This window comes from Ornithinibacillus sp. FSL M8-0202 (genome assembly GCF_037975285.1).
Taxonomy (GTDB): Bacteria; Bacillota; Bacilli; order Bacillales; family Amphibacillaceae; genus Ornithinibacillus; species Ornithinibacillus massiliensis.
This window is the reverse complement of the sequence record NZ_CP150248.1, coordinates 2,832,073-2,846,428: the sequence shown is the minus strand read 5'-3', so window position 1 is coordinate 2,846,428 and position 14,356 is coordinate 2,832,073. Positions and strand designations below refer to the sequence as shown.

Below are 14,356 nucleotides of genomic sequence, written 5' to 3'. Positions count from 1 at the left end.
AGGACTAATTATGAGGAGGGATAGAATGTGTAAAAAGCTTTCAATGGTCTTTATCATTTGTATGCTTGCTTTTGGTTTAGCACTTCCGGTATCCACTACTGCCAAAACGAGTCAATCAACAGAAATACCTGATCCTACTCCACACAATCAATCTGAGCCAAACTTCTCTATTACCGGTAAAGCCAGCAATGGTAACACGGAAACTCCAGGTGAATGGTATAGTGGCGCAACACCACCAAATCTTGACCCCAATAATCCTGTATTACTCTTTGTCCCAGGACTAAATAATGTTGCCCAAATCTTTTGGTCTGACAATGATATGTATCAAACCGCCTATGATGCAGGCTATCAAACAGCCTTCATCCAACTATATGATGCTGGCGGTGCCTCGGCAGATATGTGGGATAATGGTGCACTACTTGCGGAAAAAATAGCAGAAATTTCAAATCACTTTGGAGGAAAGAAAATCACAGTCGTTGCCTATAGCAAAGGCGGTGTAGATACCCAGACTGCATTAACCTATTATGATGCTTGGCAATATGTAGATAATGTCATCACCCTATCTAGTCCGCATCATGGCTCCCAATTAGCAGATTTAGCTTATAGTTCAGGAGCAGGTTGGCTCGCTAATTTGCTTGGGGCACAGGGAGATGGTACATATGCCTTGCAAATGGGTAATATGGCAAACTTCCGAAGTCAAATTGATCATGAACCTAGGGCATACCATAATCGTTACTACACATTAGGTGGAACAAGCTGGGGCTCTGTATTTTCTTCTACATGGTTCGGAGGGGTGTATCTATCCCAATATGGAGCAAATGATGGCGTTGTCACTGCAGCGAGTAGTGCTTTACCAGGAGGACAGCAGATCTCGATTGGAGACTGGAATCACACCTCTATCAGGAGTGGGATAACCTTCCCTATTTTTCTACCTTACTTATTCCATAGCACGTCCTATGGTTCGCCAAGTAAGCAAATCATGGATACAATAGATAAAAGCACCCCAAACTACAACCAATGGGTTGATGGCGGACCTCTACTTTCAGGTAAAGAAACAAATATCGCTATTACAGTAGAAAACGATGTAAACGACCTCTCCTTAAACCTACTGACTTCCAACTATCTCGCAGATATTAAACTCGTTTCACCTTCTGGAAAAATATCTACCCCTACCATGAAATCAACCAAGATAAACGATGGCATCTTCTTAGGTGCAATCCAGCATGGCATTTCACTTGATGAGCCAGAAAGTGGAGAATGGTCGTTACAATTAACCGCTAAAGAAGAAGACGCCTACCTACTAGTCGCAACCTTTGATTCCCCAACTAAATTGGCATATCGTTCGAATACTAGAATTGTTCAATCTAATGAAATGATTTATCAATTACAAGCAAATAGTCATTCTGTAGAAGAAAATTCCGTAAAGGCTACTTACGAGATCACCCAATCGAATAATCCATCCAATAAGAAGAGCTTCACGGTTCAAGGTACTCCAAACTTATCACAGTTAATTCCGTTCCATAACCGAGATGAAGTGTATAACATTACCATTGACATAGAAGGACGAACAAAAAGTGGGGAGAAATTCAAGCGGACTATAATAGATTCTGTATACGTAAAATAACTACCCTTCATTCCGATGTAAAATCCCTTGTCAGACACCCGCGTATGACATTGGAGCGGAAATTACTTAATCCCTTTCTAGATTCATTACATGTATTTTAACAACATTTGAGCTCTGAATGCATTGATAAAATCATAATAATGGTATAGGACAATGTATCCTATTCATATCTTTTACAAACAAAAGAAAGGGGGCCCGAGTCAATTGGATATAATCCGGATCGAATGGGTTCCGTTTCAGAAAATTAAAGCCCGTCACACGAATGCTCTTCCACCTAGTCGTGCATATCATAACGATACACAAGCCCATGTACCACATATTCATGTTATTCGAAACCAACATAACGACCTCCTACTCGCAAAGGGGATTGAAGCTTATAATAAGCTATACTTAATAGATTTCCATAGAAGCATTCCGGTCTATATCATAACGAATCCACATATCACCTTGTTAGAATGGACATACCAATTATTTCAGTCCTGCATGGAAGAAAAAGTGAATCATAGATTGAAATACGAATATATTACGCTTTTGCTCAAGGAAACCCGAAACGATATAGCCAGTATTTGCAAACATACCAAATGTACCAAAGAAGACATTTACCAGCTACTATTTGACTCAACCATACCTGAAAAATATAAGGACCTTGCGATAAAGCATAATCGTATTCAACTCATCAATTCCATAGCGACAAATCCAAAATTACAAAACTATCGAGCTGTCCTTTACCCAGCTGTCTTCCAGCATAATAATCGACTAACCTATGAGAAATTAAAGCTTTTCCTTACTTATATCGATGAAGGATATGAGTTAAATGTCAACTCTATCCTTGCTTTAGAAAACTTCAACAAAATAGTAGATCAAGCGCAAGCATGGAAATATTATTGGGATAGCTTGGAGTTTCCTGATACGCGGATTATGGAAGGGGTTTTTTATTATAAGGGCGATAAACATTCTCGAATAAAGGTAAGATTATAAGTAGGAGTTTGGCGGACCAAACTCCTCTTTCATTTACGGATATAATTTCGTAGTGAAGCTTTAGTAAATTCTTCTTGAATACCTTCTATAGCCATTAAATAATCTACTATTTCGTCTTCCCCAAGTCCAAGTTCCATTAATCCAAATGCAATGACAGATAAATAGGCTACGGACGGTTTAGTAAACGTAACATGGCTTATTGGCAGACTACTCGTAAAGGTGAAGATTGGAGCACCGTCTCTCTTCCCTAAGTACACCATGCGATTATACCAACCATGATGAATATCAACATAGCCTTTACGCTCTATTTCTATTAAATCTAATTTTACTTGCAATCCATTGTTTTCTTGGGATACAACATCCTGAAATTGTTCTTCCGTTATTAAATACATTCTCCCAATCGTTTTTTCTTCATTCGAAGCAGCTGTCCCGATAAATGCTACCCCACCTTCGCCCCATTTACTTCGCTCTTTAGAAAAGTATAGTGGAAATGGTATATCAATTCGCTCACTTTCCTTTGGTGCCGTTTTATCTCGACATCCATGTTCCGATTGATTCGATCCTGGTGGCTTTCCCCCATAAATATAGGCTAAAAATCTTTCTTTCATCAAATTAGATCCATAACTGGCATACCAAATATCCATTTAAATACCCCCATTGGATTACCGTGATTTTCTACTTTAACAACGCATCATGAAGCTATTTCATGTATACTATAAACGTAACATTATTTTGAAATTTAGTTAAGAAGGTGTATCAAATGAGAAAACAGCATAAAAAGGAATCTATACCTAGTATTATTCGTCGCTATATTATGATGCTCATCGGCGCAACATTAGCAGCTGTGGCATTGGAATTATTTTTAGTACCCAATACCATTATAGATGGTGGAGTAATTGGTATCTCCTTAATAACAAATAATTTAACTGGATTTAACTTCGGTATTCTAATACTTATCATTAACCTCCCTTTCTTAATCGCTGGTTATAAATATATTGGAAAAAGCTTTGTTATTGCATCCCTATTTAGTATCATTGCCCTAGCATTAATTGAACCAACCTTACACCATGTTCCAGCCCTAACAGAGGAACCATTACTTGCGACTGTCTTTGGAGGTCTCATCCTTGGTATTGGTGTAGGTATCGTTATTCGTAATGGTGGTGCCTTAGACGGTACGGAAATTCTTGGAATTCTACTTGCTCGCAGACTACCATTTTCAGTTGGCGAATTCGTTATGTTCTTTAATATTTTCATTTTCGCTTGGGCAGGATTTGTCTTAGGGTGGGAGCAAGCCATGTTCTCCATCATCACATACTTTATTGCCTCTAAAGCGATTGACCTCGTTGGTCAAGGACTCACTGGTGATACAAAAGCGGCTGTAATTGTTACCAATGAATATGCCGATGTTGGTGAAGCCATTCAGGAAAGACTTGGGCGTATGATTACGAACCTATATGGTAAAGGCGGGTACAAAGAAGAGGATAAAGAAGTTATATTTGTCGTCTTAACACGTCTCGAAATAGCAAAATTAAAATCGATTGTATATGAAACCGATCCAAAAGCATTTATAACCATTATCGATGCACAAGAAGCACATGGTAGTAAGTTTAAGAGTCCCATTCATTAATAAATGTAGCCTCATATAAAAAGAGGAATTATCTCCATTACCTATATTGGGGATTTAGGTACATCTAGGTAACAGAGGAACTTTCTCTGTTGGCTTTTTTGGGTTCTGCTTACACATTTGGGGCACTGAGAGGCTTTCTCTGTTACCTTTTTGAACTCTGCTTACACTTTTAGGTCACTGAGAGGCTTTCTCTGTTACCTTTTTTCGCTTTCCTTCCTCATTTAGGGCACTGAGACTTTCTCTCTGTGCCCTTTTTTCGCTTTCCTTCCTCATTTAGGGCACTGACACCCCTTCTCTGTGCCCTTTTTTCACTTTCCTTCCCCATTTAGGGCACTGACGCACTCTCTCTGTGACCTTTTTTCGCTCCCCTTCCTCATTTAGGGCACTGACGCACTCTCTCTGTGACCTTTTTTCGCTCCCCTTCCCCATTTAGGTCACTGATACCCCCCTCTGTGCCCTTTTTTCACTTTCCTTCCTCATTTAGGGCACTGACGCACTCTCTCTGTGACCTTTTTTCGCTCCCCTTCCTCATTTAGGGCACTGACGCACTCTCTCTGTGACCTTTTTCACCGCTATTTACACATTAAGGGAGCGGAGATGCATCCATCGGTTACCCTTTTCAACTCTACTTGCGCTTTTTGGTAACGGAAGACGCTCTCTGCTCCCTTTTTTTAACTACACACATGTAAGTAACATCAATTATTTAGCTATCGTCATTGGTATATCCGGTCTACCAATCGAATAGTATTCGATTTGCTTTTCAGCCATCACCTCTGGTGCGTAGCAATTTCTCCCATCAAAAACAATTGGTGACTTCATATGGTTAAAGATTTGAACATCCACCTCTTTAAATTCATCCCACTCGGTTAAAATTAGAGCAGCATCACTGTTTCGTAACGCTTCTACCATACTGCTAGCAAAAGTTACCTCGGCATTTAATATCCCTTTCGCGTTGTCCATAGCAACTGGGTCATAACAGACAACATGAGCACCTAGTTGGATTAAGGATTCCGTTATGATGATAGATGCCGCTTCCCGCATATCATCTGTATTAGGCTTAAAGGATAATCCTAAGACCGTAATTTGTTTCCCTTCTACTGCGTGAAATCGTTCTAATAGTCTTTCCACTAGAATGGTTTGCCGTTCTTGATTAACTTTTACGACACCTTCCAACAGTTTAAAATCATAAGCTACATTCCCTGCCAGTTGAATCAAAGCCTTCGTATCCTTTGGGAAACAAGAGCCTCCATAGCCAATTCCTGCTTTCAAAAACTGGAGACCAATCCGCTTATCCATGCCCATTCCCTGTGCAACTAAATCAACATTTGCTCCAACTCTCTCACAAATATTGGCTATCTCATTAATAAAGCTTATCTTTGTCGCAAGAAATGCATTGGAAGCATATTTAATCATTTCTGCACTTCGAATATCCGTTTTAAATATCGGGATACCAAAGGGCTTATTCACTTCTTCTAGCATTTCAAACGCTTTAAGATTATTCGCCCCAACTACAATTCGGTCTCCTCGAAAAGCATCTTCTATAGCAGAACCTTCGCGCAAAAATTCCGGATTTGAAACAACATCTACTCTAACATTTTGTTTAAGATGTTCTTGTAAAACCTGATAAATTCTATCATTTGTTCCTACAGGTACCGTACTCTTCATAACAACTACTACATCATCTCGTATCGTAGTGGCGATTTGTTTTGCTGCTTGTTCAACAAATTGCGTATTAGCAGAACCATCTTCACTCTCTGGTGTACCGACAGCTATATAGATTACTTGCGCTTGCTCCAATGCAACCTCGTAATCTGTCGTAAAGTATAATCGTCCTTTTGCCATATTTTTAACCATAAGCTCCTCTAATCCTGGCTCCCAGATCGTTACTATCCCAGTTCTTAATTGCTCTATTTTTCTTACATCGACATCTACACACCGTACATGATGTCCAATTTCTGCTAAACTAACCCCCGTTACAAGCCCCACATAGCCAGTTCCGATCACAGCAATTTTCATTGTGACACCTCACGAGAGCTATACCGGTCTATCAATTCTTTCAACATTTGCTCCACCTGCTCCCGATGCTCCTTATCCTCTAGGGCGAACTCTACCGTTGTCCGGAGAAACCCTAATTTTTCCCCAACATCATATCGCCTACCTTCAAACTCATATGCATATACTTGATCTATTTGATTTAGTCGGTTAATGGCATCGGTTAACTGTATTTCCCCACCTGCACCAGGTTCTTGATACTCTAAAATATCAAAAATGGCCGGAGTGAGGACATAACGCCCCATGATAGCTAGATTACTAGGTGCTGTTCCTAGTTTTGGTTTTTCTACAAAACGGTTAACAGCGTTAGTCTACCTTGATTTTTCCGTGGTTCAACGATTCCATACCGTTCTGTTTCTTCCATAGAAACCTCCTGAACCCCAACAACGGACGAACCTACTTTGTCATATTGGAGCATTAACTGCTTTATTCCAGGAGTTTCTGCACGAACAATATCATCTCCTAAAAGAACTGCAAACGGTTCCTCTCCAATAAAATTACGTGCACACCAAACCGCATGACCTAGTCCCTTTGGTTCTTTTTGTCTTATATAGTGTATTTCTACGTTTGAGGAAGATTGAATTTTCTCGAGCAAGGAAAGCTTTCCTTTTTCTATCAAATTATTTTCCAACTCAAAATTGATATCAAAGTGGTCTTCGATTGCTCTCTTCCCTTTACCGGTCACAATAATAATATCTTCAATACCTGCATGTTTTGCCTCTTCCACAATATAATCAATTGTTTGACGATCAATTATTGGTAGCATCTCCTTTGGCATCGCTTTGGTAGCTGGTAAAAATCGAGTACCTAGACCTGCTGCTGGAATAATAGCTTTTTTCACTCGTTTCATCCTGTTCCCTCCATTCCGAATTAACCTTAGTTAAAGTATCCCATTTTACTTTCTGTCAATTGTGAAAATAATGTATTTTCTATGTAAAGATTTTATAGTGTTGCGTAAACAGGAGAGGAATGACTTACTCTTTATTTCTTACCGAAGCTTTTTTAATAAACTATTTACTCTATTACGTTCCCTATTCGTCCGCTTCCAATCAATAGCTATATCCACGATTTCCCCCTTAGAAAATACAATATCCAACCAGACATGTGGTACTAATGCTATATCAAATTCACTCATTCTGACCATCAATTCCAGTTTCCATTCCTCAACTAGGATAACGACGACCTCCCCATCCTCTATTCTGTCAACTACACCTGCTACATGGACATTTTCTTCAGACGGTTGACTATAGGCTTCCATGACTAGTTTTTCCACAAAGATAATTATCACCAATGCCGTACCGAATAAGAGAAATAGTAATAGTAGCCTAATTACTTTGCGCTTAATCATCTTCATCTCCCCTTTTCCGCTAAGTATGCCAATAACTATCGTAAATTTCATCTTAGTAATTTCTCATTTTGTTAGCTGTATGGATAGATGGTATTATTTTTTGAACACTTAATTCGTCACTTTCTCCTCTGCAAAGTATGAAAAAATGGAAACATACGTAATTTCCACTCTTCTGTCATGTTTTCTTTTCACTATTTTCGTACTAGTAGTGTTCTAGATTTCCAGTAGTGAATTTGTTACGATAAACGTAGTATAGAATACTGGGGGAGTAGACTTGTACAAAAAATTAATAGCATCTTTGTTTCTCACAATTATTCTCACTGCTTGCGGCCAAGGAGTGAGCCTAGAAACAAATAAGGAATTAGCAACAGATATAGAGAAAGCCCAAACGGAACCAACCTCTGATCATGTCATATCAGATGAACAAACAGAAGGACATCGTAAAGAGCAAAATAATTCCAAGTCAACAGAAAATCTAGCTGAATTACAGGTTCACTATATAGATGTAGGGCAAGCAGACGCAACATTATTTCAATATGGCAACCACAATATTTTATTTGATGCTGGGGATTGGCGTGGCAATGAAGTAGTCAACTATTTACATTCACAAGGGGTATCTAAGCTCGACCTTGTTATCGGAAGTCATCCGGATGCTGATCATATTGGACAGCTTGCAGATGTAATCAATACATATGAGGTAACCGAGGTATGGTTATCTGGTAACGAAAGTACTTCTAGTACATTCCAACGTGTATTAGAAGCAATCGTTAGTAGTGGAGCAAACTACCATGAACCACGAGCAGGTGAAGAATTTGATATCGGACCTTTAAATTTAAAAGTTCTTCATCCACAGTCTATTACTGGTAAACCAAACGAAGAATCTATTTCTGTACTCTTCACTTATGGTGATGTGAAATTCCTGTTTACTGGTGATGCGGATCGTGATGCGGAAACACAGATGATGACAGTTGGTTTTGACGTAAATGCTGATATTTTACAGCTAGGACACCACGGTTCTAGCACTTCCAGTGACCCATCATTTATTAGTGCTGTAAGCCCTGAAATAGCTATTTATAGTGCTGGTGCAGATAACAAATACGGTCATCCACATCGTGAAGTTATTTCATACATCACCAATGCTGGTATTGATTTATACGGAACAGATGTAAATGGCACGATCATTGTAACAACAGATGGAAAAGAATACACGGTGAAGACGGAAAGAGACGGAACTGTCCCAAGTAAAAATAGTTCATCGAATAACAGCTCTGGGGACACTGCTAATTCAAATGAAGCAAGTAAATCGAATGAAAAGGCAAATTCTAGCTGTATTGATATTAACACGGCCTCCTACGAGGAGCTACAGCAAATCATTCATATTAGTTCAGAACGAGCACAAGACTTAATTGACTTACGACCATTCCATTCTATAAAGGATCTAAAACGGATAAACGGCATTGGAGATGGTAGAATAAAGGATATCGTAGCACAAGGAATGGCCTGTGTTAGCTAACTATTTGGAGGGAAGCGTGATGCAAGGAGTCCTAGATCGATTCGAAGGAAATCTAGCTGTCATTTTAATAGAGGAAGATAAAGCGGAACTGATTATACCGAAAGAAAAGCTTCCAGAAGGCAGTCATATCGACACTATTTTTGAAATGGAGAAACAGAACAGTTCGTATCATATCATTGCAATTAATACGGAAGCAGAAAAAAGGGTAAAAGAAAAGACGACAGATCTATTAGCTCAATTACGAGCTAATAGTACTGGAAGTAAGTTTAAGAAAAACTAGATGAATCGGTGCTATGCGCCGATTTTTTTAGTTTTAAAAAGGCATAGTATTATTCCAAAACGCATCGTCATTCGACTATTCTATCCATCCTCTATGTTATAATTATGTTAACGGAAATACGAGGAGGTAATACATATGGATCTTGGCTTAAAAGGAAAATCTGTCATTGTAATGGCTGCTAGTAAAGGACTTGGAAAAGCTACTGCACTTCAGTTTGCACAAGAGGGGGCACATGTCATTATTTCAAGTCGTCATGAAAGCGATTTAAAAGCTGCTGTCTCTGAAATTCAAGAATTCACGTCAAACAACCATGTATCCTACAAAACCTGTGATGTAACAAACCCAGCTGATATTAAAGAATTAGTACAATTCGCGATCGAAAGTAACGGAAAGATTGATGTATTAGTAAACAATGCAGGGGGACCTCCAGCTGGCGGATTCGAACATTTCGATGATGAAGCATGGCAGAACGCATTTGAGTTAAATTTGCTTAGCTATATTAGAGCAATCCGTGAAGTTCTACCTTATATGAAACAACAAAGAAGTGGTCATATCATTAACTTCACTTCATCATCCATTAAACAAACATTAGACAATCTTATCTTATCGAATACATTCCGTGCAGGGGTAGTTGGATTGGCAAAGAGCCTCTCCCAGGAGCTAGCCCAGGACAATATTTTAATTAACACCATCGGACCAGGACGGATTGCTACTGAACGTGTGGAGCACCTAGATACAGTCCGTGCAGAGCAGCTTGGTGTAACCTATGATGAAGTAAAATCATCTACTGAGAAGAGTATCCCGATTGGTCGCTACGGGAATCCAGAAGAATTCGCTAAACAAGCTGTTTTTCTATGTTCTGCTGCGAATACCTATGTAACAGGACAAACCTTGCTAGTTGACGGTGGATTAGTTAAAGCGTTATAAGAGTTGGACTTGATGACATGGTTGATTGAAAAAGCCCAATGATTCTCTAGTGTAAATCGGGTAATTCCCATAGATTAAAGGATAGGCCTTAGGTGACCTCTTCTCAAAAACGCTCACCTAAGGCCTAGAGCAAAAATTATCACAAATCGTTCTTGTCTCTATACGTAAATACTTAGCTTACATTACTTGATATGTTTCCTATCCTCATTATCCAACAATAATGCGTTCCGTCGGATAATGGTAGTTAACATCCTTTTTATTACCATGGAAGATAAAGATAAAGGATAAGATCCCAATCCTTCCAATAAACATCAACGCAATAATTACCACTTTCCCAATCGAACTTAGTTCTGGTGTTATCCCCATCGATAATCCAGTCGTACCAAATGCAGAGCTTGCCTCAAATACAATTTGCATGAATGTAAAGCTTTCCGTAGCAGATAGAATCGCCACTCCAATGAAGCAAATAATCATGGCAAGGAAACTAACCACAACCGATTTTCGAATATCATCTTCATGTATTTCACGTCCAAATATCTTTATATTCTTCCTTCCTTTAGCGAAAGAAAAAATTAATAACAGGATAACTGCAAATGTTGTGGTTCTTATTCCACCTCCTACAGAACTCGGAGATGCTCCAATAAACATTAAGAAAGATAGCATTAGTAATGTTGGATTAGAAAATAGACTGACATCCATCGTTGCTAAGCCACCATTTCTCGTAGTAGAAGATTGAAATAATGCATAAAAGAAGGATTCATGCCAGCTTTTATTTGCAAAAAAGTGATTGGCTTCAAATAACAGAATAACAATCGTCCCAAAAGCCATTAAAGCAAAAAAAGTAATTGTCGTTAATTTCGTGTATAAAGAAAATCGAAATGTAGAATTGCTCTTACTATGCTTCATAAAATCCTTTACCTCGATTAAAACTGGAAAACCAATTGCCCCTAAAGTTAACAATATAATATTAATCAATTGCACAAAGTAATCCTGAGCAAAAGGAATGAGGGAGCTTCCAGTAATATCGAATCCTGCATTTGTTGTCGCACTTACAGAAGCAAATAACCCTTGTAAATAGGCTTCCTGCCAGGTAGGGAAATAGTTAAGAAAATAAGTTCCTAAGATAATAGCTCCAACAAATTCGATTAACAATATAATGGCCAATATTTGCTTCATCAGCTTAACTAAACCTGATTATTGGGATTGATTTTGATCGGTTCCTATTAATCTTCTTTCTTTCAAACCAATATTTTTACCTATTAATAACCAAAAAAAGGTACCAAGTGTCATAATACCAATTCCACCGAATTGAAGGATAAAAAGTAAAATGAATATTCCTGGTGTGCTAAAGGTATCTGCTGTATTCACTACAGACAAACCAGTAACGCTCACTGCGCTAACTGCTGTGAACAGAATATCTAAAAAGGACCAATCAACTCCTGTTTTCACTGTAAAAGGTAAACTAAGCAAACAAACGGAGATCGCTACAGCCACCACATAAAATAGTACAATTATCTGTGAAGGACTTAATTCATGCTTTTTTACTATCGTTAACATACTGCATCCCCCATTTTGCTATGCTACATTCCCTTATCTTCTAAACGCTTTAGACTCTTATTATCACCCATCACTACCATTACATCTCCTTCATGAATCCTATCATTAGGTGCAGGAGATACATTAACCTGCCCCCCACGTTTAATTGCTAGAACGTTGCAACCATATTTGGCACGGATATCTAGTTCAATCAGGCTTTTATTCGAGATTTTACTCGTAGCTTTTAACTCTAGAATACTATAATCCTTCGACAGGCCAATATAATCTATTATTTTATCCGAGTCTAGTTGATTTGCAATTCGAATCCCCATCTCCTCCTCTGGGTTAATGATTCGATCTGCACCAACCTTCTCCAGAACCTTCTGATGCTGGGTGTTTTGCGCTTTTACCCAAATGTTTTTAACCCCTATCTCTTTAAGAATTAACGTACAGAGTATACTCGGCTGAATTTTTTCACCGATAGCAACGATAGCATAATCAAAATTTCTTACACCTAATGCTCTCAGTTTATCTTCATCCGTTGCATTCGCAACAACGACATGTGATGCATAATTCGAGTTAGCTCTAACATTTTCTGCATCATTATCGATACCTAGTACATCGTGACCTAATTGATACAGCTGTTTACAAACACTACTTCCAAATTGGCCCAAGCCAATCACGACAAATTGTTTTTTCATTAATGCCTCTCTTTCTATCAACACCAAAAAAAGACCATTTCAAATAGAATGGTCTTCGGTTAAATCCCGGACCCTTCTCTCAGAAATTACGTAACGCTTACGAGGTTAGCTGTCGGATTAGGGATTGAGAGTACCCCCTCTTACCTTCGTAAGATTCACCCCTTCAGATGGTCTAATAAACCATCCGATTGGTTCCCCCGTTCAAGAAACAGATTCAGCGATTATAAGGTGTCATTCGATTAAATTTAACGTAATAAAGAAAAAAATACTCCTGTTTCCTATGATTGTCAACACCTACACGAAAATTAATTTTTTACTAGCTTCTCATCTTCCTCCTAAATACAGGTCTTCTAGTATGCATAAGGTGAACTAACTTAGCATCTCCTTACTCCTAATCCCAATAAAAAAAGGACCAACTCAGGTCCTTCTCATACGCCTAAACGTACCCCTACTCGACTAACAATTTCCTTGCCAATTTCCAAACTAGCAGTCGCTGCAGGAGATGGTGCATTACAAACATGAACACTATTCTTACCACCAATAATAAAGAAATCATCAAATAGCTTCCCATCGCTTCCTAGAGCTTGTGCTCTAACGCCTGCAGGGGCTGGAACTAAATCCTCTTCTTCAATACTCGGAAGAAGATGATTTAAGTTATCTACAAACCGTTTCTTACTCACCGACCTACTCATCTCCTCCAGCCCCTCTTTGAGATAGGTTAATCCTAGCTTCCAAAAACCTGGATAAGATATAATCTCACCAAAATCTTTCCAATCAAACGATGCCTTAAAATATGCCTCTCGCTTAAATCCAGGTACAGCATTCGGCCCTACTTCTACTGTTCCGTCGATCATTCTCGTAGCATGTACACCTAAAAATGGAAAATTAGGATTGGGAACTGGGTAAATGAGGTTTCTTACAACATGACGCTTCTCTTCCTTTAGCTCAAAATATTCACCACGAAACGGAAATATCTTCACATCAACATGATACCCTGCCATTCTCGCAATTCGGTCACTATGTAAACCAGCACAATTCACTAGGAATCTAGTAGAATACGTATTATTTCTTGTTTCTACTATAACCTCATCTTCTCTTTCGTCTACAAAGACTACCTCAGCTTTCGTAATAATTTCCCCACCAAGTGAGCGGATTTGACGCGCCATTACCTGTGATATCATTGCATAATCTACTATTCCAGTAGAAGGTATGAAAATCCCGCCTACTCCGGCAACATAAGGCTCCTTCTCTAGTAATTCATCTTTGGTCAGCCAGGTTACCTCTAGACCGTTGTGCTTTGCTCGTTCAAACAACCTGCCTAGTTCTGGCATCTCTTCTTCATTTTTTGCAACAATGATTTTCCCACAAATATCATGCGGGATATCATGCTCCTCGCAAAATTTTCGAATACTTGCATTTCCTGCCTTGGCAAATCGAGCCTTGTAACTACCAGGCTTATAATAAATTCCGGAATGAATGACACCACTGTTATGACCAGTCTGATGCTGTGCAACATCCAATTCCTTCTCTAGGATAGCTAAATTTGAGCCTGGATATCGTTCTAAAAGTGCTAGCCCTACAGATAATCCTACAATACCTCCACCTATAATTAAAAAGTCATTCATCATGAGCCCTCCTATACATTAAGTTGATCGAATCAGTATGAATTTAGAAGCAATTATTATTGGTCCTATACGCAGCATGAGCGCTAGTATTTTATGTACGGACTTTCTCTTCTAAAATACCAACCTCTGCTTGATACATCACTTC

11 protein-coding genes, 2 pseudogenes and 1 riboswitch are annotated in these 14,356 nt (G+C 38.8%); of the genes and pseudogenes, 6 read left to right on the top strand and 7 right to left on the bottom strand.

All coding sequences use genetic code 11. The features are described 5' to 3' along the window. Positions 1-25: 25 nt before the first annotated feature. Together MKY78_RS14415 and MKY78_RS14410 are read left to right on the top strand one after the other, a co-directional pair. Positions 26-1,624, top strand: a complete 1,599-nt coding sequence (locus MKY78_RS14415) for a hypothetical protein (RefSeq protein WP_339213611.1) — start codon at positions 26-28, stop codon at positions 1,622-1,624. Positions 1,625-1,828: 204 nt separating this feature from the next. Then, on the top strand, positions 1,829-2,602 hold the full coding sequence (locus MKY78_RS14410; protein WP_339213609.1) for a hypothetical protein: 774 nt from the start codon (positions 1,829-1,831) through the stop codon (positions 2,600-2,602). A gap of 29 nt (positions 2,603-2,631) precedes the next feature. Here the strand turns inward: MKY78_RS14410 and MKY78_RS14405 are convergent, their stop codons facing one another. Beyond that, positions 2,632-3,246 (bottom strand): hypothetical protein, encoded by a 615-nt coding sequence (locus tag MKY78_RS14405; RefSeq protein WP_339213608.1) that lies wholly within the window; start codon positions 3,244-3,246, stop codon positions 2,632-2,634. Between the two features lie 116 nt (positions 3,247-3,362). On the opposite strand from MKY78_RS14405, the gene MKY78_RS14400 reads away from it, so the two are divergent. Next, positions 3,363-4,229, top strand: a complete 867-nt coding sequence (locus MKY78_RS14400; protein ID WP_339213606.1) for a YitT family protein — start codon at positions 3,363-3,365, stop codon at positions 4,227-4,229. A gap of 699 nt (positions 4,230-4,928) precedes the next feature. Here MKY78_RS14400 and MKY78_RS14395 read toward each other — a convergent pair. The 3 genes and pseudogenes from MKY78_RS14395 to MKY78_RS14385 form a co-directional block, all read right to left on the bottom strand. Further along, entirely contained in the window at positions 4,929-6,245 is a 1,317-nt protein-coding gene (locus MKY78_RS14395) for a UDP-glucose/GDP-mannose dehydrogenase family protein (RefSeq protein WP_339213605.1), read from the bottom strand. Continuing rightward, positions 6,242-7,131: pseudogene (gene galU / locus MKY78_RS14390) on the bottom strand (UTP--glucose-1-phosphate uridylyltransferase GalU). The gene MKY78_RS14395 and the pseudogene galU overlap by 4 nt, the downstream one beginning before the upstream one ends. A gap of 138 nt (positions 7,132-7,269) precedes the next feature. Then, positions 7,270-7,680, bottom strand: coding sequence for a hypothetical protein (locus MKY78_RS14385; RefSeq protein WP_339213604.1), 411 nt, complete (start codon positions 7,678-7,680; stop codon positions 7,270-7,272). A gap of 223 nt (positions 7,681-7,903) precedes the next feature. Between MKY78_RS14385 and MKY78_RS14380 the strand changes: the two genes are divergently transcribed. The 3 genes from MKY78_RS14380 (at position 7,904) to MKY78_RS14370 (ending at position 10,349) form a co-directional block, all read left to right on the top strand. Further along, positions 7,904-9,142 (top strand): MBL fold metallo-hydrolase, encoded by a 1,239-nt coding sequence (locus tag MKY78_RS14380; RefSeq protein ID WP_339213602.1) that lies wholly within the window; start codon positions 7,904-7,906, stop codon positions 9,140-9,142. Positions 9,143-9,161: 19 nt separating this feature from the next. Then, the gene (locus MKY78_RS14375) at positions 9,162-9,422 is read left to right on the top strand and encodes a DUF3006 domain-containing protein (RefSeq protein ID WP_339213600.1); all 261 of its coding nucleotides are present in this window, start codon (positions 9,162-9,164) and stop codon (positions 9,420-9,422) included. A gap of 135 nt (positions 9,423-9,557) precedes the next feature. Continuing rightward, positions 9,558-10,349 carry an SDR family oxidoreductase gene (locus MKY78_RS14370; RefSeq protein WP_339213598.1) on the top strand — a complete coding sequence of 264 codons (792 nt, stop codon included), beginning with the start codon at positions 9,558-9,560 and terminating at the stop codon, positions 10,347-10,349. A 207-nt stretch (positions 10,350-10,556) separates the two neighbouring features. Here the strand turns inward: MKY78_RS14370 and MKY78_RS14365 are convergent. The 3 genes and pseudogenes from MKY78_RS14365 to lhgO form a co-directional block, all read right to left on the bottom strand. Beyond that, a pseudogene (locus MKY78_RS14365) lies at positions 10,557-11,906 on the bottom strand (TrkH family potassium uptake protein). A 23-nt stretch (positions 11,907-11,929) separates the two neighbouring features. Then, positions 11,930-12,586 (bottom strand): TrkA family potassium uptake protein, encoded by a 657-nt coding sequence (locus MKY78_RS14360; protein ID WP_339213596.1) that lies wholly within the window; start codon positions 12,584-12,586, stop codon positions 11,930-11,932. A gap of 79 nt (positions 12,587-12,665) precedes the next feature. Beyond that, positions 12,666-12,816: riboswitch (cyclic di-AMP (ydaO/yuaA leader) on the bottom strand. A gap of 198 nt (positions 12,817-13,014) precedes the next feature. Next, positions 13,015-14,211 carry an L-2-hydroxyglutarate oxidase gene (gene lhgO, locus MKY78_RS14355; RefSeq protein ID WP_339213595.1) on the bottom strand — a complete coding sequence of 399 codons (1,197 nt, stop codon included), beginning with the start codon at positions 14,209-14,211 and terminating at the stop codon, positions 13,015-13,017. Positions 14,212-14,356: the final 145 nt, after the last annotated feature.